Here is a 22,052-nt window from a genome sequence, read left to right as displayed (position 1 = left end):
CTGCGCGTGATGTGGTGGGGCGGGGTACGCATCGAATATCTCGGCGACGCCGCGCCCAGCCCCTCCGCCTACAGACCAGTTGAGGCCACACGAAAGCCGTGGAGCGATCCCTGCTGGTCAAGCGCCGTTCCGGCGATCTTCAACGCTGATGAGCCGCACACCCTTTTCTTCCCCCGCATTTGCAGGGGCTTCGAGGGAAAAGCGTTTGCACTGCAAACGCCCCGAGAAGGAATGAAGGGGGCCTGCGCCCGCGCCGCACGCCCCGACACGTCCTAGCTATTCCCGCAACTTCGAACTCAGCCCAAATCCCCCGGCCAGCCCCCCGCTGCGTCCGGCCCTTCGTGCTGCCTGAAACCAAAGCGCCCGTCCGGCCGCCGCTTTCAGCAGATGTCAGGGATCAAGCCGCACGGCCCCCTGAGCCGCGTTACCCACATGCGCCGCATAGACCTTCAGCGCACGGCTCACCTTGCGGGGGCGGTCTTCCACCGGCTTCCAGGCCTGGGCGCCCTTGGCCTCCATGGCGGCGCGGCGGCGCGCAAACTCTTCGGCGGAAACCTTCGCATGGATCGTGCGGTTGGGGATGTCGATCTCGATGAGGTCGCCTTCCTCGATCAGGCCGATGGCGCCACCTTCGGCTGCTTCCGGGCTGACATGGCCGATGGAGAGGCCGGATGTGCCGCCGGAGAAACGCCCGTCCGTGATCAGAGCGCAGGCTTTGCCCAGCCGCATCGATTTCAGATACGAGGTCGGATACAGCATTTCCTGCATGCCGGGGCCGCCGCGCGGGCCTTCATAGCGCACGATGACAACATCGCCGGCTTTCACCTGCTTGCCGAGAATGCGCTTGCAGGCTTCTTCCTGGCTTTCGCACACGATGGCCGGGCCGGAGAATTTCAGGATACTGTCATCCACGCCGGCCGTTTTCACCACGCAGCCCTGCTCGGCAATATTGCCGAACAGAACGGCGAGCCCGCCATCCTTGGAGAAGGCATGTTCCGCCGAGCGGATGACGCCTTTTTCACGATCCGTATCCAGAGCTTTATAGCGGCGCGACTGGCTGAACGCCTGCGTCGTGCGCACGCCGCCCGGCGCGGCCAGGAACAGCTCCTGCACTTCAGGATCATTGGTGACGGCAATGTCCCATTTGTTCAGCGCTTCGGCCATCGTGGGCGAGTGGATCGTGCGCACGGACGTGTCGAGCTTTCCGGCACGCGCCAGTTCGCCCAGGATGCCAAAGATGCCCCCGGCACGGTGAACGTCTTCCATATGCACATTATGCACCGCCGGGGCGACCTTGCAGAGGCAGGGCGTCACGCGGCTGAGCCGGTCGATATCGTCGAGGGTGAAGTCCACCTCGCCCTCGCGGGCCATGGCCAGCAGGTGGAGGATGGTGTTGGTCGATCCGCCCATCGCAATGTCGAGCGTGATGGCATTCTCGAAGGCCGCCTTGGTGGCGATGCCGCGCGCGGAGACGCCGGTGTCGCCTTGCTCGTAATACATCTTCGTCAGCTCGACGATGCGGCGTCCGGCGCGGCGGAACAGCATCTCGCGGTCGGCATGCGTCGCCAGCGTCGAGCCATTGCCCGGCAAAGCAAGGCCGAGCGCTTCGGCGAGGCAGTTCATCGAGTTCGCCGTGAACATGCCCGAGCAGGAGCCACAGGTGGGGCAGGCGTTCTTTTCGAACTCGTCAACTTCGGCGTCGGAGCGTTCCGGATTGGCCGCCTCGATCATCGCGTCGATCAGGTCCACCGCGCGCAGCTCGCCGTCGATGTTCACCTTGCCGGCCTCCATCGGCCCGCCGGAAACGAACACGACCGGAATATCCAGGCGCAGCGCGGCCATCATCATGCCGGGCGTGATCTTGTCGCAATTGGAGATGCAGACCATCGCATCGGCGCAATGGGCGTTGACCATGTATTCCACGCTGTCGGCGATCACCTCGCGCGAGGGCAGGGAATAGAGCATCCCGTCATGGCCCATGGCGATGCCGTCATCGACGGCGATGGTGTTGAACTCCTTGGCCACGCCGCCCGCCGCGACGATCTCCCCGGCCACCAGCTGGCCCAGATCCTTCAGGTGCACATGCCCCGGCACGAACTGGGTGAACGAGTTTACCACCGCAATGATCGGCTTGCCGAAATCGCTGTCCGTCATGCCCGTTGCGCGCCAGAGGCCGCGGGCACCGGCCATGTTGCGGCCGTGGGTGGAGGTGCGTGAACGGTAGGGGATCATTGGCTCAGGTCTCGATACATACGCAAAATTTTGCCCTCCGGGGCGAAATTGAAGCCGGAAAGCGGTGAATTCACCCGCTCTTTAGCATCTGCGGGAAAGATTGGAATGGGCCAGATGGCGGATTGCCTGCGGTTACACACCGGAAGCGCGAGAGCGTATCCGGAAAGGCTCTGATAGCTGGGCGCTCATTTGTTCCTTCAACTGAGTGGCAATGTGCTCATAGTATTGTCGAGGAAGGGCCACATCGTAGTTCGGTTCAAATGAGGGCTTCCCGAATACAAAGTTCTCGGAGCTGTGCGCGGGGTTGCGAAGACTTGTCCGCTCGGAAAGAATATTGAACGCGGTAACCTTCTCGGGCGGCACGAGTTTGCCACTATGGTATCTGAAGCCATCAACAGGACAGATCGCGAGTTCCGCGGAGAACTCCCCGCCAAAGCGGGAAAAGCTGAAAGACAGCAGATCGATTTGCTCGTTCTGCATTCTCCGAAAGTGAGGATAGCTTCCTTGAAATCCCAAGGTGCGGAGCAACGGGACGACGAGCTGCTTTAATGCTTTGTCCATCTCAATTCTTGGTGAGGTCTTTGCCATTTAAAGCGCTCGTCAGCTCTGAAATTAGTGCGCCGCCGCCCAGTTGCTGGCCGCCTTGGCCTCCACCACCAGCGGCACGGAAAGCTTGAGGGCGGGGCCATCAGCGGCCGCCATCGTCTTCTGCACCAGGGCGATCAGCTTCCCGGCCTCCTTCTCCGGGCATTCGAACACAAGCTCGTCATGCACCTGCAGCAGCATCTTTGCTTTAAGGCCGGCCTCGCCCAGCGCTTCGGGCATCCGGATCATCGCGCGCTTGATGATGTCGGCGGCGGAGCCCTGGATCGGCGCGTTGATGGCCTGCCGTTCGGCGAAGGACCGGGCCGGGCCCTTGGCTTTCATGTCCGGCAGGTTGATCTTACGGCCGAAGGCGGTGCGCACAAAGCCGGTCTCGCGGGCGAACTCCTTGGTTTCGTCCATATACTGACGGATGCCGGGGAAGCGCTCGAAATAGGTCTTGATATACTGGTTCGCCTCGCCCGCAGGAATGCCGAGCTGGCGGCCAAGGCCGAAGCCCGAGATGCCATAGATGATGCCGAAGTTGATCGCCTTGGCCTGCCGGCGCACCATCGGGTCCATGCCTTCGATCGGCACGCCGAACATCTCGCTCGCTGTCATCGCGTGAATGTCCAGCCCCTGCCGGAACGCATCCTTCAGCGCCGGAATGTCCGCCATATGCGCGAGGATGCGCAGCTCGATCTGCGAATAGTCCGCCGAGACCAGCACATTGCCGTCTTCGGCGATGAACGCCTCCCGGATCTTGCGGCCTTCTTCGGTCCGCACAGGGATGTTCTGAAGGTTGGGGTCGGTTGAGGAAAGCCGGCCGGTCTGCGCGCCGGCCATCATGAAGCTGGTATGCACGCGGCCGGTCTTCTTGTTAATCGCCGCCTGCAGGGCTTCGGTATAGGTCGAGCGCAGCTTCGACAGCATCCGCCAGTCCACAATCGTGCGGGGCAGGGCATGGCCCTCTGCGGCGAGCCCTTCGAGCACATCGCCATCGGTGACCCAGGCGCCGGTCTTGGTCTTCTTGCCGCCCGGCAGGTTCATCTCGTCGAACAGGATTTCGCCGAGCTGTTTGGGAGAGCCGATATTGAAGCTGCGGCCGGCCTGCTCATGCGCCTGCGCTTCCAGGCCTGCCATGCGCTGGTTGAAGTCTGCCGACAGGCGCGACAGCATCTGCCGGTCCACCTTGATGCCCGCCCGCTCCATCTCCGCCAGCACCGGTACCAGCGGACGCTCCAGCGTCTCGTATACCGCCGTCATATGCTCCGTACGCAGACGCGGTTTCAGCGCCAGCCAGAGGCGCAGGGTCACATCGGCGTCTTCGGCGGCATATTCCGTGGCCTTGTCGAGGGCGACCTGCGCAAAGGTTTTCTGGCTTTTGCCGCTGCCGGCCACATCCTTGAAGGTGATCGGCGTATGGCCGAGATAGCGCTCGGACAGCTCGTCCATCCCATGCCCGTGAATGCCGGCATTCAGCGCGAAGGAGATCAGCATCGTGTCGTCGATGGGCGCCACGCGAATGCCATGCTGCGCGAACACGCAGAGATCATATTTGATGTTCTGGCCGATCTTCAGCGTGGCCGGGTCTTCCAGCATCGGCTTCAGAGCTTTCAGCGCGTCGGCCATGCGGATCTGGCGCGGCGGGTCGGCGCCAAACATGTCGCCATCGCCTTTGGCTTCGGGGTCCACATGCGCCAGCGGAATGTAGCACGCCTCGCCGGGGCTGAGCGCCAGTGACACGCCGACGAGGCCGCCGGAGACCGAGTCCAGACTGTCCGTCTCCGTATCAACGGCGACGTGGCCCTGCGTCATCGCGCGAGATACCCAGTCTTCCAGGGTCTTCAGATCACGGATGCAGGTATAGGCGGACAGGTCAAAGGGCTGGCCTTCGGGTGTGGGCGCTTCGAGGGCGCCTTCCATCTCCATCTGCTCGCGCACGCGGCGGGTGATGGTGCGGAACTCCATCTCCTCCAGGAAGCCGATCAGCTCTTTGGGGTCGGGGTCCTGAACGGCGAGGTCTTCCAGCGGCACCTTCACCGGCACATTTTCTTCCAGCTGCACCAGCCGTTTGGAAATGCGGATCTGGTCTGCAAAGCCGATGAGCGTTTCCCGGCGCTTGGGCTGTTTGATCTCTTCGGCGCGCGCCAGCAGGGTTTCAAGGTCGCCGAACTCATTGATCAGCTGGGCGGCGGTCTTGATGCCGATGCCAGGAGCGCCGGGCACGTTGTCCACGCTGTCGCCGGCGAGGGACTGCACGTCCACCACGCCTTCGGGGCCAACGCCGAACTTCTCGATCACATCCTCGCGGCCCAGCAGCTTGTTCTTCATCGGGTCCATCATCAGCACCTTGTCGGAAACAAGCTGCATCAGGTCCTTGTCCGACGAGACGATGGTGACGCGGGCGCCCTTGGCTTCGGCCTGTCTGGCATAGGTAGCGATCAGGTCGTCTGCCTCGAACCCGCCCTGTTCGATGGCATGGGCGGCGAAGGCGACCGCGGCGCGGCGGACCAGCGGGAATTGCGGCACGAGCTCCTCCGGCGGGTCGGAGCGGTTGGCCTTGTATTCGGGATAGATCTCGTTCCGGAAGGTGACTTCGGAGGCATCGAAGATGCAAGCAAAATGGGTGGGACGCTGGCCGCCTTTCAGCTCCTCCAGCAGCTTGAACAGCATGTTGCAGAAACCCGCGACGGCGCCGACGGGCAGGCCATCGGAGGAGCGCGTCAGCGGGGGCAGGGCATGAAACGCGCGGAACACATAGGCGCTCGCATCGATGAGGTAGAGGTGGCTGTCCTGGGTGATGGGCGCCGTGGCCATGAGCGATTCCTTTATTTGTTCCCGGTTTAGCCCGCATGATCGGCCACGTCACCCGCTGGCCCGGAAATCAGGCGCATTGCCTGTCGATTCGCCACCTTTCGTCTAAGTAATGCGCCGGGGCCAATTTTGTCTTTTCCGTGGCAGTCGGGGTGTGCTAATTATGCAACATGGACCGTGATCTGGACTTCGAAGAAGCGACGGCCCTTATTCCGGCTGTGCAGAAGCATGTGCCGAAGGCGCCGTGGCATCTCCCCGTTATAGGGGCCATCGCCGTGTTGTGGAGCCTCCTGGGCGTCTTCGACCTTCTGGCGATGATCACCCGCTTTGCGCCCTATATGAACCAGATGCCGGAGCTGACACGAGAGTTCATCTACGAGCTTCCGCCGGCAGTGATCATCCTGCGCGCGGTGGCAGTTTTCGCTACCCTTGCCGGCGCGGTCTACCTTATCCGCAAGCGGCTCACCGCCGTCCGGATCCTCGCCCTCGGCGCCACGGCGACCATTCTGGGCATCGGCTTTACCTTCGCCAATGGCGCGCCCGATGATGGCACCATCCACGCCGTCTCCATGTTCACGATCGTGGTCTCTGTCCTGCTGCTCTATTACGCGCAGACCTGGGCGAAGTTCGGCGTGCTGAAGTAGGCCTCCGGCCGCCCAGATTGCGCTCCCCCGAAATCGTCGTACACTTCCCCTACGTCAGGGAGGGCGCGCATATGACCGAAGATACATCCGTAATCGCACCGAAAGCAGGTTGGCATATCTGGCTCGTGGGCATTCTCGCGCTCTTCTGGAACGCCTTTGGCTGTTTCGATTTCGTGATGACGGCCACGCGCAACGAAGCCTATCTGAAGCCCTATCCGCAGGAGATGCTGGACTACTGGTTTGCCATGCCCTGGTGGGTCTGGGCGGTCTGGGCGCTCGGTGTATTTGGCGGCTTTTTCGGCGCGGCCGCCTTGCTGCTGCGCAGCGTCTGGGCGGTGAGGCTCTTTGCCCTTTCGCTGCTCGGCGCCGTCATCAGCCTCGCCATCGGCATCATGGCCACCGACGCGCCGAAGATGGAGGGCGCAGAGTTCTTCCCCTATGTCATCATCGCGATCGCGCTGGTCCAGCTCGGATATGCCTGGTGGCAGATGAAGCGCGGCGTCTTGCGCTGAACGCAATTCGCTCTAGCCTCCCGGCGAGAAGTTCAGGGAGGAACAACATGGTCAACGAAAAGAACCAGACATGGGTGCTGCGCAATCGTCCTGTGGGCGATCTGAAAGAGGGGGATCTGGAGCTGGTCGAAACGCCGCTCGCCCCGCTCGAAGAAGGACAGGTGCGCGCCAAGACGATCTATCTTTCGCTCGATCCGACCAACCGTATCTGGATGAGCGATATGGACGCTTATCTTCCGCCCGTGCAGATCGGCGACCCGATGCGCGGCGGCGGGCTCAGCGTGATCACCGAAAGCCGGTTTGAGGGCCTCGCGCCCGGCGACATCGTCAACACCGGCCTGGCTGGCTGGGCGATCTACAACACGCTGCCTGGCGCCGCGCTCACCAAGCTGCCCAAGCTGCCGGACGTGCCGCTGACGGCCTTCATGGGGCCCCTCGGCGCCACGGGGATGACGGCCTATTTCGGCCTGATGGACATCGGCAAGCCCAAGGCGGGCGAGACGGTGGTTGTGTCCGCTGCCGCCGGCGCCGTCGGCTCGATGGTCGGTCAGATCGCCAAGATCCAGGGCTGCCGCGTCGTCGGCATCGCGGGCGGGGCCGAGAAGTGCCGCTGGCTCACAGAAGTCGCCGGTTTTGACGCCGCCATCGACTACAAGAATGAAGATGTCGGCGCCGCGCTGGACAAGCATTGCCCGAAGGGCATCGACATCAACTTCGAGAATGTCGGCGGCAAGATCATGGATGAGGTGATCGCGCGCCTGAACGACTTCTCGCGAATGCCGCTCTGCGGGCTGATCTCCACCTACAACGCCACAACGCCGGTGCCCGGCCCCTACAACTTTGCCAACCTGCTGATGCGGCGGACGCTGGTGAAGGGCTTTATCGTCATCGACTATTTCCCCCGCTTCCCGGAAGGCATGCAGCAGATGGCGCAGTGGCTGATGGAGGGGAAGCTCAAATTCGAGACCGATATCGTCGAGGGCTTCGAGAAGGCGCCGGCAAGCCTCTCGCGCCTGTTTGAAGGCAAAAATCTCGGAAAACTCGTAGTTCAGGTCAGTCCGGAGCCGGTTTGAGGCTCAGGTTCAGCTTGCGTTCATGCGCCCCATTACCAGAATGTCATTCATGAAGTCTGGGAGTGGGAAATGGGACGGCATGCGGGACTGGGGACACGGGGATGGATGGCAGCCGCAGCGCTGATCGGCGTTGCTGGCTGCAGCCATTCTGACTGGGAGGCGGTTGCCATGGGCCTCAATATTGCGGCTGACGAAATGGCCGTCACGCTGACCCAGACCCCTCGCTATGGATGCGATTACAATGCTCAGGGGTATGCCGTGTGCGACGACACTGGCGATGGCTTTGCCGACCGCTACGCAGATCCGGCCTGGGATTATGTGCCCGGCTACTATGTCACCCCCGCCACCCGCATCAACGATTATGGCGAAGCCTTCCAGTACAATGCCAGCTGCGACTGCTGGCATCGCGAGCCATCGCTCGACACCTATCCCAAATAGCCGCCGCAATTCCGGGCGCAGGAGCGGAAGGAAACAAAGGCGGCTGCCTGCGCGCTTGCGCTTCGCCCTGTGCGCTGCTCATATGGCCGGAGAACACACTCACCGTGGGGAGAAACGCGGTTGAAGTTGCGCCGTCTGTTTGCTGTGGCTCTGTTCCTGGCTGCGTGCTGGGCGGGGCCTGCTTTTGCCAAACCCGGCGTCGAAGATGCTCCGCTCAAGGACTGGGCCGTCGGTATCCTGGCGGCTGACTGGCGCGACAGTGAAGGCGCCCCCATCGATGCTTTCGAGAATGCGCGGCGCGATCTTGCCCGCGGCTTTGCCGATGTGGGGTTCAACCCGGATAACATCAGCCACATGTCGCTGCGCCCAAGAGAGCTGGGCGGCTTTTCGCTGCGTTCGGAGGAGGTGTTTTCTGCCTTCGGAGAGCTGGCAGCCAAGGCGCCAGCGGGCTGCCTCTTCTATTTCACCTCGCATGGTGTTCCCGAAGGCATGGTGCTGGGCACGGAAGGGCTGATCAGCCCCAGGAAACTCAACGGCCTGATCAGCCAGTGGTGCGGGCAGCGCCCGACGGTGGTGGTCGTCTCGGCCTGCTTCTCCGGCGTCTTCGTGCCGGAACTGGCCGCGCCAAACCGGCTGGTGATGACAGCGGCCCGGCCGGACCGCTCCTCCTTCGGCTGCGGCGCGGGGATGATCTATCCGGTGTTTGACCAGTGCGTTCTGGATTCCCTGCCGGGCGCGGACGATTTCGTCCACCTTTCAAACATGACGCGCCGCTGTGTTGCGATGGAGGAGCGCCAGCAGCGCCTCTGGCCTCCGTCCGAGCCGCAGTCCGATCTGGGCGCCGATGTGGAAGACCTGCTCGTCTTCCTGGATTTTGAACGGTCCGCGCCCTAGGCCGCGTTCAGCGCCGCAAAACCCGCCTCAAGATCTGCCTTGAGATCGCTCACCGCTTCCAGCCCCACATGCACCCGCATCAACTCGCCGGGCTTCTGCCTCGTCCAGCATGTGCCGCTGCGTGTCAGCTGGTCATCGCATGGAATGATCAGGCTCTCGAAACCGCCCCATGAAAAGCCCATGCCGAACAGGCTGAGGGCCTCGAAGAAACGCTTCTTCGCCTCTGCCGGATAGTCCTTCAGCACGAATGCGAAGAGGCCATTGGCGCCCGTGAAATCCCGTTTCCACAGGGCGTGATCGGGGTGGGAGGGCAGGGCCGGATGGATGACGCTGGCCACTTCCGGCCGTGTCTCCAGCCATCTGGCCAGTTCCAGCCCGGCAGCCTCATGGGCTTTCAGGCGCGTCTTCAGGCTGCGAATGCCGCGAATGGCCAGATAGGCATCATCCGGAGCAAGGCCGATGCCCCAGTCTTCCGAACAATTGGCCACCTTGTTGGCAAGGCTGAGCTCATTCGTCATCACCGCGCCGCCAAACGCATCCGAATGGCCCACCACATATTTGGTCAGCGCCTGCACGGAAATATCGGCGCCCAGAGCCAGCGGCTGATAGTGCAGGCCCGCGCCCCAGGTATTGTCGCAGACGATCCGTATGCCGCGCTTCTTCGCCACCTCGGCAATGGCCGGCAGATCGGAAATCTCGAAGGTCAGGGAGCCGGGGGATTCCAGCAGGATCGCCTGCGTGTTCTCCCGGAACAGGCGTTCAATGCCCGCGCCGATGCGCGGATTAAAGCGCTCCGCCTCCACGCCCATCGTTTTCAGGCGCTTTTCGCAGAAGCGCGCCGTCGGCCCATAGGCGCTGTCGGTGAACAGAAGATGCCCACCGGCTTCCACCACGCTGGCAATCCCCAGCGCGCAGGCCTGCAGGCCATTCGAGGCCAGCCGCGTATGCCTGGCGCCCTCAAGAATGCACAGGGCCGCTTCCAGTTCACGGTGAACCGTCAGCCCCATCCGGCCATAGGTCGGCTTGGGCCCATAGAGCGCTGCCTCGGTGCGGAAAAGAACGGTCGACGCCCGCTCGACTGGCGGGTTCACCGTCACGCGGCCAAGGCGCTCGGCGCGCGTATGGATCAGGCGTGTTTCGGGGGCTGCGTCATCGTTTGCGCTCATGGCGCGCCCCGCACGATCGGCCGGGAGGGATCAGACGCCCATTCCGTCCACGAACCATCGTAGACAGCCACATCCCAGTTTCCGAGGCGGGCGAGTGCCAGCGCCGTGATCGCCGCCGTTACGCCGGAGCCACAGGTGGCCACGGTCGGCGCGCCCGGATCGGGCATCAGGCGGCGCAACTCTTCGGCCGATTTCATGCGGCCATCTTCGGAGACGAGCAGGCTGCCCGGCACATTGATGCTGCCGGGGATATGGCCCGAGGGCAGCTCGGCGCGCGGCTCGGGATCTCGCCCGAAGAAGCGTCCATCCGGGCGGGCATCGATGATCTTGACGCGGGCAGAGCCGACGAGCTGCTCCATATCCCGCGCATCCATGATCAGGTCGCTGCGTACGCGCGGGGTGAAGTGGCGCTCGCCCGGCGGGGTGGGCAGGTCGTCCAGCGCGCCGCCTTCGGACACCCAGGCGTGCAGCCCGCCATCGAGCACATACACATCCTTGTGCCCCATCACGCGCAGCATCCACCAGGCGCGGGCGGAGGCAAAGAACCGGTTCTGATCGTACACCACAATGCGGCTGCCATCGCCGAGGCCCAGCTTGCGCGCCCGCGAGGAAAACTTCACGGCATCGGGCATCATATGCGGGTAGGGGGAGGCGGTGTCGGCGATCTCGTCAATGTCGAAATAGACCGCCTTCGGAATATGTCCGCGCTTCCAGGCCTCGCGCCCGGTTTCCACCGGATTGGTCCAGGAGGCAAACCAGGTTGCGTCCACGATGCGCACATCCGGCGCCGTTATGTTGGTCATCAGCCAGTCTGCGCTGACCAGCGGGTCGCCTTGCTCGCTCATCATTTCGTCTCCATCCATGGCGGAACCGGCAGGCCCTTGGAGCGCAGGAATTCCGGATTGTAGAGCTTGGTCTGGTAACGGTTGCCGTAGTCACACAGGATCGTGACGATGGTGTGCCCCGGCCCCAGCTCCCTTGCCAGGCGGGCCGCCCCGGCTACGTTGACGCCGCTTGAGCCGCCAAGGCACAGCCCTTCATATTCCACCAGATCGAACAGATAGCGTAGCGCCTCATCGTCATGGATGCGCCAGGCCTTGTCGACTGGGATGCCCTCGAGGTTTGCCGTGATGCGCCCCTGGCCGATGCCCTCGGTGATGGAGGTGCCCTCGGCTTTCAGTTCGCCGGTGGTGTAATAGGAAAAGAGCGCTGCGCCGCCGGGATCGGCCAGGCCGATGGTGATCTTCGGATTGCGCTCCTTCAGGCCAAGGGCAATGCCGCCCAGCGTCCCGCCGGAACCGACTGCGCAGATGAAGCCGTTCACCTGACCCTGCGTCTGATCCCAGATTTCCCGCGCTGTGGTGTTGTAATGGGCGCGGCGGTTGGCCTGGTTGTCGAACTGGTTGGCCCAGATCGCGCCGTTCGGTTCGCTCGCGGCCAGCTCCTCGGCAAGGCGCCCGGAATAGCGCACATAATTGTTCGGGTTGGCATAGGGCACCGCGTCCACCTCGATCAGCTCGGCGCCGAGCAGGCGGATGGCGTCCTTCTTCTCCTGGCTCTGTGTGCGCGGCATCACGATCACCACCCGGTAACCGAGCGCCTTGCCCACCAGCGCAAGCCCGATGCCGGTATTGCCGGCGGTGCCTTCCACGATCGTCCCGCCAGGCTTCAGCGCGCCGGAAGCTTCCGCTTCCCGGACGATGCCCAGGGCAGGGCGATCCTTCACGGATTGGCCGGGATTGAGGAATTCGCACTTGCCGAGAATTTCACAGCCCGTCTCATCCGATACACGGTTGAGCCGGAGCAGCGGCGTGTTGCCTATGAGGTCGATGACAGACCTGTGGATGGTCATGGGGCGTTACTCGATTCTGACACTGGGTTGCTTGAATGCAGGCTACGCGCCGCCGTCAGCGCGTTCAATCCGCAAGGGCTGCGAAACTGCCGCGGCGTATGCCCGGTTTGCGGGTGAAAAGGGGCTGGTGGTACCCGCCGTCAACTCACATGTCCCTTAAGCGGGCGTGGAACCATCTCGCCGCAGCGGGGTTAATTCCCTGAACGCGGCCGCAGGTTGGCCGCCCCTGCATTTCCGGTCAGACAGCTCAGATTGATCTATTTCGCCTGGCTGGCCGTACAGAGGTCAAACAAGCGAAAGGATAACTCACATGCTCGTCAAGCGACTGGTTTTGTCCGCATCTGTCCTGATTTTTCCGTTCAGCGGCGCGGCGACGGCGGATAACGCCCCCGTTCCGCAGCCCGCAGGCATCACGCAGGCTTGGCAACCCGCGCCGGGTGACGTGATCCGCTTCGATGTTCTGCGCAAGGGCAGCCCGTTCGGGTCCCACCTCGTTACCTTCGATGAGGGCCCCGATGGCGCCCTTGTGGCAAAGACGAAGATCAACCTGAAGGCCGGCCTCGGCCCGATTACGGTGTTCCGTTATGATCACACCGCCAGCGAAGTCTGGCGGGAAGGCCAACTCGTCGAGGTGGCCGGCGAGGTCAATGACGATGGCAAGAGGGCTTCGATGGAAGCTGTCCGGAATGGCAACGCATTGGCCGTGCAAGGCACGCTGTTTTCCGGCGAGGTGCCCACCAATGTGATCCCGGCCAGCCACTGGAATTTTGCCCAGACACAGACGCGGAACCTGCTCTCGACCGAAGATGGCGAAATCTACGACATCAAGGTCACGCCGAAAGGCCGCGAAACGATTACCGCCGCCGGGCGCGAGATCGAGGCCAATCGCTACCTTCTGGAGTCCGATCTGGACGTTGATCTCTGGTATGATGATCAGGGCCGGTGGGTGAAGCTCGCCTTCGAGGCGCGCGGCCAGCAGATCGAGTACGTCCTCAACCAGATGTATTGATGCGCCGGGAGCCTGGGGGTGGGGACATTAAGGCTCGTGCTCGGCGACCAGCTGTCGCCGGACCTCTCGTCCCTGAGGGATGCCGACAAATCATGTGACGTTATCCTCATCGCGGAAGTGAGGGAGGAGGCGACCTATGTGCGCCATCACAAGAAGAAGATTGCCTTCCTTTTCGCGGCAATGCGCCATTTTGCGAAGGAATTGACGGCCTCGGGATACACGGTGCGGTACATCCGCCTGGATGATCCTGACAATCAGGGCTCGCTCAGGGCTGAAGCCGCCCGCGCGCTGGAAGAGGTGCAAGGTCTCGACAGGCTGGTGATCACAAAGCCCGGAGAGTGGCGTCTGCTGCAGGATATGGAGCAATGGGGCACGCTGTTGCCTGTGCCTGTGGAGCTGCGGGACGACACCCGCTTCATCATGCCGCTGACGGAGTTTGAAGCCTGGGCAAAGGGGCGCAAACAGTTGCGGATGGAGTATTTCTACCGCGAGGTTCGCCGCAAGACGGGTCTGCTGATGGAGGGAGACCAACCTGAAGGCGGCCAGTGGAATTACGACGCCGAAAACCGCAAGCGCCTTCCCAAATCCATGGTGACGCCCCCGCGTTTCTTGCCCGAGGCCGATGCGCTGACGCGCGAGGTCATGGCGCTGGTTGCCGAGCGCGTTCCGGACCATTTCGGCGATCTCGAGCCCTGGGTGTTTGCGACGACGCGCGCGGGAGCCGAGGCGGCGCGGGACCATTTCATCGCCGAAATCCTGCCGGGTTTTGGCGACTGGCAGGACGCCATGGCGCGCGGCGAGCCGTGGATGTGGCACTCGCTGCTTTCGGTCTACATCAATTGCGGCCTGCTGGACCCGCTGGATGTCTGCCGCCGCGCAGAAGCGGAATGGAAAGCGGGCAGGGCGCCGCTCAACGCTGTTGAGGGTTTCATCCGGCAGATTATCGGCTGGCGGGAATATGTGCGCGGCATCTACTGGCTCAAGATGCCTGGCTATGCGGAGATGAACGCTCTGGACGCGCATCATCCGCTGCCGGAATTCTATTGGACCGGAAAGACCCCCATGCGCTGCATGGCCGAGGCCATCGGCCAGACCAGGCGCTATGCCTATGCCCATCATATCCAGCGGCTGATGATTACCGGCAATTTCGCCCTGCTTGCCGGGCTGTCGCCGGCGCAGGTTAATGAATGGTATCTGCTGGTCTATGCAGACGCCTATGAATGGGTGGAACTGCCCAACACGCATGGCATGGCGCTGCACGCCGATGGCGGCCTTATGGCGTCCAAGCCCTATGCGGCCAGCGGCAACTATATTTCGAAGATGTCGGACTATTGCGAAGGGTGCTCCTACGATGTGAAGCGCCGGACCGGCGAAAAAGCGTGCCCTTTTAATTTTCTCTATTGGGATTTTGTCGACCGCCATGAAGCGCGCTTCAAAAACAACCCACGGATGGCCGTGATCTGTAAATCCTTAAACAGGATGAGCGTTTCGGAACGCGCTGAGATACGCTCCGAAGCGGCTGGTTTCCTTCGTGAGATCGGCCTGAATTCCCCGTAACAATCGCATTTCCACAGGGAGATAGATCAAATTTCATCGATCCCGGTCGGCAGTGGCTAACCCGCTTGCGGTAACAATGTTCAGTAGAAGGCGGGACACTTAAAGCGTGCGGGAGATGGGGTAATGCCACATGGCCAGGATGGCTCGGCGACGCTTTGGTCGCTGAGGAAACTTTTGCAGGGTGTGGAGGTGCCGGAAAAGCACGTGCCCGCGTTGCGTGCTCAGCAGATGAATTCGATGAGCCGGATCACCAATGTGATCATCCTGTCGAATGTTCTGAACATCATCGCCATTCTTGGCATTTTCCTGAACTATGGCCAGATCCACTTCCTGGCGGCGTGGTCTGTCTGTGGACTGATCATTAACATCGGCGCCTGGTTCAAATATCGCCATTTCCTCCGGATCGATCCGCAACAGCGCAGCAACCGCCGCGCCATCGCTGACTTCACCCGTGTTGCCATTTGCAACGGGGTGCTCTGGGGGCTGGCGCCCATCGTTGTGCTTGGAACGGCTGATGTTCAGGGCCAGATGGTGATGGGCATCATCACGGCCGGCATGATGTTCGCGGGCGGTTTCCTGCTGTCCCGCATCCCCGTTGCAGCGATCTACTATATCGTTCCCACGGGCCTCGGCCTGGCGACGGCGCTGATGCTTCAGACCGGGCCGAAATATGCCATCCTTTCCATTTTGATGGTGTATTATCTGATCGTTCTGCTGGTCGCCGTGGCATGGACCCACCGGCAGTTCGTGGAACAGTTCCTCGGCCGGGCAGCCATTCAGGACCAGTCACAGCTGATTGGCCTTCTCCTGCGCGATTTTGAGGAAAGCACGTCCGATACGCTCTGGCAGACGGATGCGAATGGTGTGCTGCAGGAAATTCCGATTGTCAGCGAGGCAGGCGATGCGGCCTGGAGCAAGAGTGACATGTTGCGCCGCGGCGCGGTGTTTACGGAAGTCTTTCATTCGGGTGACGCCCGCAGGGCGCTGGAAAAGGCAGTCAATGCCCGCCAGCCGTTCCGCGATAGGGTCGTTCCGATCAAAGGTGCGGACGGAGACCTGCGTTGGTGGTCGGTGACCGGCAAGCCTGTCGTCGAACACGGACAATTCATTGGCTATCGCGGCGTTGCGGCAGACGTGACTCAATCCAAGAAGATCGAAGACCGCATTGCGCACATGGCGCATTTCGATGGCCTTACCGGTCTGCCCAATCGCATCACGATGCAGGATCAGCTGGAAAACCTGCTGCGCCGCCCACCTGTCGCGCCGGCCTGCCGGGCACTGATGATGATGGACCTCGACAGCTTCAAATGGGTAAACGACACGCTCGGCCACCCGGCAGGAGACGAGCTGCTGCGCCAGGTTGCCTCGCGTATCCGCGCGCTGTCGGAGCCCGGAGACCTCGTTGCGCGGCTTGGCGGCGATGAATTTGCAATGGTCGTAGAGCGGCCAAGCATTGACGCGCTCCGCAGCTTCCTTGACCAGTTCGCCTCCGAAATGAGCGCGCTTTATGATGTCTGGGGATCAACCGCTAATTCCTCCGCCTCGATTGGTGTACGGTTGTTTGATCCGTCGATCCGCGACAGCCGGGCCATGTTTCGCCAGGCAGACCTTGCGCTCTATCAGGCCAAGCATCTGGGCAAGGCCAAGTGGTGCATGTTCGAGGACGAACTCGAGCAACGGGCTCAGGCCAGGCTGGATATTCAGGAAGAGTTGCAGCGCGCCATGGAGCGCAACGAGCTGCGGATCCACTTCCAGCCCATCGTTGACGCGCAGACGCACGAAACGGTTGCCTGTGAAACGCTTCTCCGTTGGGAGCATCCTGAACGCGGGCTGGTCTATCCCGGCGAGTTCATCGAGCATGCAGAAGAAAACGGCCTGATAACCCGTATGGGAGAATGGGTGATCCGGGCTGCGCTGACTGAGGCCGCCCGCCTGCCGGAGCATGTCCGCATCTGCGTAAACATCTCACCCCTGCAGGTTCACTCCGCCTCGCTCACCACCACAATTGTCAGCGCAATTGCCGCCAGCAAGCTGGACCCCAGCCGGCTGGAACTCGAGATCACCGAGACGGCCCTGATGAGCAATACCGAGTTCACGCTGCGCCGCCTGCACCAGCTTCGCTCGCTGGGTGTACGCATCGCGCTGGACGATTTCGGGACCGGGTTCTCGTCCCTGAGCTATCTGCGGTCGTTCCCGTTTGACCGGATCAAGATTGACCGCACATTCGTCAGGGACATCGAAACCCGCTCCGACAGCCAGGCGATCACCCAGTCCATGGTAAGCCTTGCGCGGTCGCTGGGTATGCAGTGTACCGCAGAAGGGGTGGAGACCACGCTTCAGGCGGAATATCTGCGCGAACTCGGTTGTGAGGAATTGCAGGGCTTCTTCTTCAGCCGTGCCCACCCGCTGGAGCAGCTCGCTCATATCGTGCCGCTGCGACAGGCGGTCGAGGTCACGTCACCGCCGCACGCGCTGGAAGCGGCCGTGCAAAGCCGGGCCAGCTGAGCGCCCTTTTGGGGGCTCAGCCAGCACGCCTTATTCTCCGTTCTCGTCCTGCTTGGGGTCTTCTGCGGGTTTGGGCGCGGCGCGGCGGCCGAAGAGGTTACCGATCGCGTCACGCGCCGCTTTCTCCGCTGCGTCTTCCAGCTGTTGTTCAACGGTAGGAGCAGGGGCCTGGGCCGCAGGTGTTTCGTCATCTGCCTGGCCAGCAGGGGGTGTCGTCTGCGGCGTTCCGGCAGGCTGCTTTCCGCCAATGATATTGCCGATGATCGATCCGGCAACGTCGCCCGCCCGGTCGTTCACTTCCTGTTGCAGGCGCCCGGTCAATTCTGCCTGCAGGGCCGATTGAACGCCTGAGAAGTCCGGCGTTACCTTCAGCGCGTCCCAGCTGCCTGACAGGCGCACGGGCACCGGAATGCCGTTGAGTTGCACTACCGCCCCCTGGCCTTGACCGCTTTTGTCGATGGCCGTTGCCAGGCGCACGTCCAAGGACTGCCCGCCAATGTCGATCTTGCCGCTGCCGTCGATGCCGAGCACCGGGCTCAGCAGTTTAAGGACATCCACAGTGGCGACGCCATTCTGCACACTGAGCACTGTGTTAAATGTGGTGAACTCGGTTTCGGCGGCTGGCGAAAGAACGCCGCGGAAGTCCAGATTGTTCAAGCTGCCGGTAGTGAACGCCTGTTGCAGCGACTGTGCGCTGCGCACGATCTGGGTGACGTTCAGACCCTTGAGCGCGCCTTCATTCAGATTTGTCGAGAGCTCTCCGTTCAGCCCGCGCATGATCTCGTCGATCGAGGTGCCGCGTGCAGAAGCATTGACCTTGAACGCGCCTGTGCCGGTTAGTTTGTCAAACCCTGCCAGGGTTCCCAGCAGGCTGGAAATGGCGACGCTGTTGCCTTCCATTGCAAGGTTCACCGCCGGGATCTGGCCGCCCGCATCTACCACCATCTGACCTTTCCAGTTTCCGCCAAAGGCCTTGAACTGGGAAAGATCGGTTGTCAGCTTGCCGGCGTTCAGATTGGCGGCCAGCGCCGCATCAGTCAGAACGACACTTCCCAGGGTCAGCTTGCTTGTCTTGATGTTCAGATCCGCATCGGCGGCCTGCAATCCGGCAAGGTCAAGCTTGTCCTTGCTCCAGGCTTCCAGCGGCTGTTGTCGCTGCGGCTTCTGGTCGGCGGGCGCGAGGAAGGGGGACAGGTCAAGCGCGCCCATGTCGAGATTGCCGGTCAGGCGGGGGCGTTCGCCCGTGAGGTCGATGCCCGCGGTGCCATTGGCAGTAATGTCATCAAGTTTGAGGTCGAGGCCCGTCAGCGCAATTTTCGTAAATGTTCCGCTGGCCAGTCCCTTGGCGCTGAAGCTGCGAAGGGTAGAGCCTGGCACCATCTCCACCTCGGCGGCTGCCAGCAGGTCTCGCAAGCGCTCGCTTTCCGCCGAAAGCTGGCCCTTCAGGCTGCCATCGCCGCCCAGGCCCACATCCCCCTTATAGGAAGCGGTCAGGATGTCGCTCTGCTGGGTGAGTTCCAGCCCGGTCAGGACAAGCTCGTCCACGGGCCCGCTGATCGCAGAGGACAGCTCCACTTTGCCAAGCGCGGTCGAGGCCGGAAGATCAAACTCCAACTGGCGCGCCAGCTCTCCCGCATTGGAAGAGCGAAGGTCCAGCCTGCCATTCAGCGACGGCACTTCGCCCAGCTGAATGGTGCCGGTATAGTTGGCGTTGATGAGGGCGCCCTTGATGCCCAGCTTCTCGAAGCTGAGATCAGGCTGCAGCAGGGACCCGCTGACATTGCCCTTGATATCGGCCCCGCCCAGCGGGGCGAGGTTGAGAGGCATCTCCACAGCAGCAAACCGGGCAAGCTCCGCCAGGCTTGGCGCGTCGAGGCTCAACTCACCGGAGATGGTCAGCGCTTCGGAGAGATTGAGCTGTCCGGAGAAGCTCGTCTTGGCGAGGTTTGATGTCTGGGTGAGTTTGTCGATATCGACTACCAGGGCGTCGGCAGGGCCTTTCAGGCGGCCTTCCAGATTGATTTTGCCCAGCTTGGAAAGGTCGAAGGGAACCTCTGCCCCGGTGAGCGCGGCAAGGGCCGGAAGCGCGTCCGAAGACGCCCGGAATTGTCCCTCGATGTCCGGTATTGTCCCAAGCTTGACCGATCCTGTGTAATGGACCTTGCCGAACGGCGTCTCCAGGTCGGCCTTGATATCTGCCGGCCTTTCCTTGGTCAGGGCGTCGATGGTATCAATCGTCGAATTGATCTCGAAGGGATGGGCCTGAAAGAACCCCTTCGCTTTCAGCCGGAAGGGCTCGTCCGTCGACGCCATCGAGGCCAGCAGATCAAGGTCGCGCAGCTCATAATATTCGCCGGTGCCCGCGTCCCGGTAAGTCAGTGACGCATTCTGCAGTCGGGCCTGTTCTACCCCGCCATTGAATCCCTTCTGCTCTGCCGGCGGCCGCGTTGGGGCGGGCTGGGGCTGTTCAGCCGGGGTGAAGACCCAGTTGGTCTGTCCATCTGCAAGTTTCTGCAGGGACACCTTCGCGTCTACAAAGGCCAGTTCCTTTACCTCAACCCGGCGGGAGAGTAGCGGCATCAACCGCACCGAGCCGCGAAGTTCACCGGCTTCGACCATGTAGGGGCCATCAAATCCAGGCGGATTGGCCACCGTTACCCCGCCCACGCTGGCGGCAATCGACGGAAATATCGAAATTTTTACATCACCGGTCAGGGAGATCTGGCGTTGCAGCGCCTGTGTGGCCGCGCGTTCGATCTGGGCCCGGTAAACCTCCTTGGGCACAAGGAAGGGCACCGTCACGAGGGCGATCAGGAGCAGGGCGATAACGCCGCCAGCAATCAGGCCGATGCGTTTGATATTCATGGGGCGAATCCCGACTTTTGCGTAATTCTGTATCACATGGGTTCGGAATGTGTCGTGTGAATGGCAAAGCGGGCATAAAAGGGGGGAAAGGCACCTGCGCAGGGGCCCAACACATGCTTGTGAATTGCGTGAAGAAGTGTGCTTGACCCATCCGCCATGCTTGATTAGAGAGGCGCTTCGCTTCCGGAAAGGGGCGCCAGAAAAATGCGCGGGTGTAGCTCAGTCGGTTAGAGTGCCGGCCTGTCACGCCGGAGGTCGCGGGTTCGAGCCCCGTCACTCGCGCCATTTATTCAATGATTACAAGGCGGTATATCCTTACTCGCCTTGCTTTCAAATGGCCCGAACCATCCCGCTCTCTCATTTTTAAGATCCCCCCAGCACGCGGGTCCCTCCGGAGACACAGCGGTAACGAAGTCGCTGAGCGCGAGCCTTTAACAACGGGCATTCGCTATTAAAGGTTCGCATGTTCTCCGTTTTTCGAGACCCGGGTGTTGCAGGTTCTTTGCGCAAGCGTTTCAGTCCAGCTTCAGGAAGTACCGGGTGGATTTAAGTTCCCCCTCGCGGACGAGCGCGCCTTTGGCGACCATGTCGGCAAGGTCGCGGGTTGCGGTTGCTGTCGGGGCGCCTGTGATCGTCATGTAATTCTTCGCGCTTAGCCCGCCCTTGAAGCCGTCAATGCCTTCGGCGAACATACGCAGCAACGCTTTCTCCTGCCGTGGATTCAGCTGCCCTGCGAGCCGGTCGAAGAGGCGGGTCTTGGACAGCATGAATTCTACCTGCCTCAGGCTCCTGCCCTGTGCCTCGAGCGCAATATCCGCAAACCAGTTGAGCCACCTGTCTGCATTCAGGGTTGCGCTCGCGAACTCCAGTTCACAGTAGTAGTCCTTGCGGTGGCGCAGCAGGGCGCCAGCCAGTGAGGTGAAGACCGGCCGCTGCCGACCTTGAGCAAGCGCCTTTTCCGAGATGGCGCGGCCGATGCGGCCATTACCATCTTCATACGGATGGATGCACTCAAACCAGAGATGCGCAAGTCCGGCCCGCTCGATTGGAAGCAGTGGTGCCTCGCCGGTTGGCGCGGTCTGGTTAAACCAGGCAATGAACGCCGCCATATGGCTGGGAACGTCACGTGAAGGCGGCGCTTCATAGTGGACTTTCGGGGCATAGGAAGCGCCCGATATGATCTGCATCGGTTCCTCATGCTCTCGGTAGCCGCCGAGGCTTTTTAGGTCGGTGCGACCGCTCAACATTTTCCTGTGCCAGCGATGAAGCATCGCGTCCGAAAGCGGATCACCTGATGTCTGCAGAAGGTCGACCAACATGTCCGCGATCCCGCTTTCGGCGGGGCGCGCCGATGTCCGGGCGGCCTTCAGACCGAGGGCGCGTTGGATAGAGGACTGCACACTTGCCCGGTCCAGTGTTTCCCCTTCAATCTGAGATGTATCGATCGCTTCCAGGCTCATGACCGATATGCTGAGCTCGATCCTGTCTTCATCAGAAATATGACGCGACGTGCCGATCAGGACGCCGGCCTGCTCCAGAAAACGAGCCTCGCGAGTGGCGAGTTTCTGCCGGTCCCGGATGAAATCCGGCCAGTCGCGAAGTTCCCAGTTCCAAGCCATGATCGAAAAAATCCTGTTATTTCGATCACATTATGCGGAAAAAGTGATTAATAAAAGGGTATTTTATCGATCATGGCGCCTATAGGCCGTCCTCGCATGAACCTCAGTGGTCCCAAAAATTTGATCGGAAGATAGGAAGAACCGACTCTGGTGTGCGCAAAGGTTTGCTTGGGCCGTTTTTGCAGTATCGCACAAATGAGTGGGATACAAACTGGATACCTAGTGGGGATACAATTTGCCAACCAGCAAAGTCTAGTGCGTTGATATATAAAGAATTAATAGAGTGC

At 61.7% G+C, this 22,052-nt stretch carries 16 protein-coding genes, 1 tRNA gene and 1 pseudogene; 10 read left to right on the top strand and 8 right to left on the bottom strand.

What is annotated here, in order from left to right; genetic code table 11:
• Nucleotides 1-276: pseudogene (locus tag HPO_RS20860) on the top strand (hypothetical protein); the annotation flags it as partial.
• A 114-nt stretch (nt 277-390) separates the two neighbouring features.
• On the opposite strand, the gene ilvD reads toward HPO_RS20860, so the two are convergent.
• From ilvD to polA, 3 genes are all read right to left on the bottom strand, one after another.
• On the bottom strand, nt 391-2,232 hold the full coding sequence (gene ilvD, locus HPO_RS06215) for a dihydroxy-acid dehydratase (RefSeq protein WP_035595783.1): 1,842 nt from the start codon (nt 2,230-2,232) through the stop codon (nt 391-393).
• 132 nt (nt 2,233-2,364) lie between these two features.
• Nucleotides 2,365-2,820 (bottom strand): DUF4304 domain-containing protein, encoded by a 456-nt coding sequence (locus tag HPO_RS06210; RefSeq protein WP_084324196.1) that lies wholly within the window; start codon nt 2,818-2,820, stop codon nt 2,365-2,367.
• A 24-nt stretch (nt 2,821-2,844) separates the two neighbouring features.
• Nucleotides 2,845-5,634, bottom strand: a complete 2,790-nt coding sequence (gene polA / locus HPO_RS06205; RefSeq protein WP_035595782.1) for a DNA polymerase I — start codon at nt 5,632-5,634, stop codon at nt 2,845-2,847.
• A 167-nt stretch (nt 5,635-5,801) separates the two neighbouring features.
• On the opposite strand from polA, the gene HPO_RS06200 reads away from it, so the two are divergent.
• The 5 genes from HPO_RS06200 to HPO_RS06180 all read left to right on the top strand — a co-directional run bounded on the left by HPO_RS06200 (nt 5,802) and on the right by HPO_RS06180 (nt 9,192).
• Nucleotides 5,802-6,275: a hypothetical protein gene (locus HPO_RS06200; protein WP_035595780.1), complete on the top strand. Its 474-nt coding sequence runs from the start codon at nt 5,802-5,804 to the stop codon at nt 6,273-6,275.
• A 71-nt stretch (nt 6,276-6,346) separates the two neighbouring features.
• On the top strand, nt 6,347-6,787 hold the full coding sequence (locus HPO_RS06195; RefSeq protein ID WP_051612362.1) for a hypothetical protein: 441 nt from the start codon (nt 6,347-6,349) through the stop codon (nt 6,785-6,787).
• 47 nt (nt 6,788-6,834) lie between these two features.
• A complete protein-coding gene (locus tag HPO_RS06190) occupies nt 6,835-7,860 on the top strand; it encodes an NADP-dependent oxidoreductase (protein WP_035595777.1) in 1,026 nt (341 codons plus the stop codon).
• Nucleotides 7,861-7,929: 69 nt separating this feature from the next.
• A complete protein-coding gene (locus tag HPO_RS06185) occupies nt 7,930-8,298 on the top strand; it encodes a hypothetical protein (protein ID WP_157532707.1) in 369 nt (122 codons plus the stop codon).
• Between the two features lie 120 nt (nt 8,299-8,418).
• Nucleotides 8,419-9,192, top strand: coding sequence for a C13 family peptidase (locus tag HPO_RS06180; protein WP_051612361.1), 774 nt, complete (start codon nt 8,419-8,421; stop codon nt 9,190-9,192).
• On the opposite strand, the gene metC is transcribed toward HPO_RS06180, so the two are convergent.
• The 3 genes from metC to HPO_RS06165 are packed head-to-tail and all read right to left on the bottom strand — an operon-like array spanning nt 9,189 to nt 12,210.
• On the bottom strand, nt 9,189-10,358 hold the full coding sequence (metC, locus tag HPO_RS06175) for a cystathionine beta-lyase (RefSeq protein ID WP_035595773.1): 1,170 nt from the start codon (nt 10,356-10,358) through the stop codon (nt 9,189-9,191). The genes HPO_RS06180 and metC overlap by 4 nt on opposite strands.
• Nucleotides 10,355-11,203 (bottom strand): sulfurtransferase, encoded by an 849-nt coding sequence (locus tag HPO_RS06170; protein ID WP_035595771.1) that lies wholly within the window; start codon nt 11,201-11,203, stop codon nt 10,355-10,357. Before HPO_RS06170 ends, metC begins: the two co-directional genes overlap by 4 nt.
• Nucleotides 11,203-12,210, bottom strand: a complete 1,008-nt coding sequence (locus HPO_RS06165) for a cysteine synthase A (RefSeq protein WP_035595770.1) — start codon at nt 12,208-12,210, stop codon at nt 11,203-11,205. The genes HPO_RS06170 and HPO_RS06165 overlap by 1 nt, the downstream gene beginning before the upstream one ends.
• A 310-nt stretch (nt 12,211-12,520) precedes the next feature.
• Here HPO_RS06165 and HPO_RS06160 point away from each other — a divergent pair, with 310 nt between their 5' ends.
• The 3 genes from HPO_RS06160 (at nt 12,521) to HPO_RS19630 (ending at nt 17,281) form a co-directional block, all read left to right on the top strand.
• Nucleotides 12,521-13,219 carry a DUF6134 family protein gene (locus tag HPO_RS06160; RefSeq protein ID WP_051612360.1) on the top strand — a complete coding sequence of 233 codons (699 nt, stop codon included), beginning with the start codon at nt 12,521-12,523 and terminating at the stop codon, nt 13,217-13,219.
• Nucleotides 13,220-13,237: 18 nt separating this feature from the next.
• Nucleotides 13,238-14,776 (top strand): cryptochrome/photolyase family protein, encoded by a 1,539-nt coding sequence (locus HPO_RS06155; protein ID WP_035595768.1) that lies wholly within the window; start codon nt 13,238-13,240, stop codon nt 14,774-14,776.
• Nucleotides 14,777-14,899: 123 nt separating this feature from the next.
• On the top strand, nt 14,900-17,281 hold the full coding sequence (locus tag HPO_RS19630; protein ID WP_051612359.1) for a putative bifunctional diguanylate cyclase/phosphodiesterase: 2,382 nt from the start codon (nt 14,900-14,902) through the stop codon (nt 17,279-17,281).
• Nucleotides 17,282-17,311: 30 nt separating this feature from the next.
• Here HPO_RS19630 and HPO_RS06145 read toward each other — a convergent pair whose 3' ends face one another.
• Nucleotides 17,312-20,146 (bottom strand): AsmA family protein, encoded by a 2,835-nt coding sequence (locus HPO_RS06145; RefSeq protein WP_035595767.1) that lies wholly within the window; start codon nt 20,144-20,146, stop codon nt 17,312-17,314.
• Nucleotides 20,147-20,354: 208 nt separating this feature from the next.
• On the opposite strand from HPO_RS06145, the gene HPO_RS06140 reads away from it, so the two are divergent.
• Nucleotides 20,355-20,431 (top strand) — tRNA-Asp (locus HPO_RS06140).
• 230 nt (nt 20,432-20,661) lie between these two features.
• On the opposite strand, the gene HPO_RS06135 is transcribed toward HPO_RS06140, so the two are convergent.
• Nucleotides 20,662-21,765 (bottom strand): Fic family protein, encoded by a 1,104-nt coding sequence (locus HPO_RS06135; protein WP_035595765.1) that lies wholly within the window; start codon nt 21,763-21,765, stop codon nt 20,662-20,664.
• Nucleotides 21,766-22,052 lie beyond the last annotated feature (287 nt).

The sequence above is a fragment of the Hyphomonas polymorpha PS728 genome (assembly GCF_000685315.1).
Lineage (GTDB): Bacteria > Pseudomonadota > Alphaproteobacteria > Caulobacterales > Hyphomonadaceae > Hyphomonas > Hyphomonas polymorpha.
Note: the sequence above shows the minus strand (reverse complement) of the source record. Positions and strands in the feature narration are given on the sequence as shown.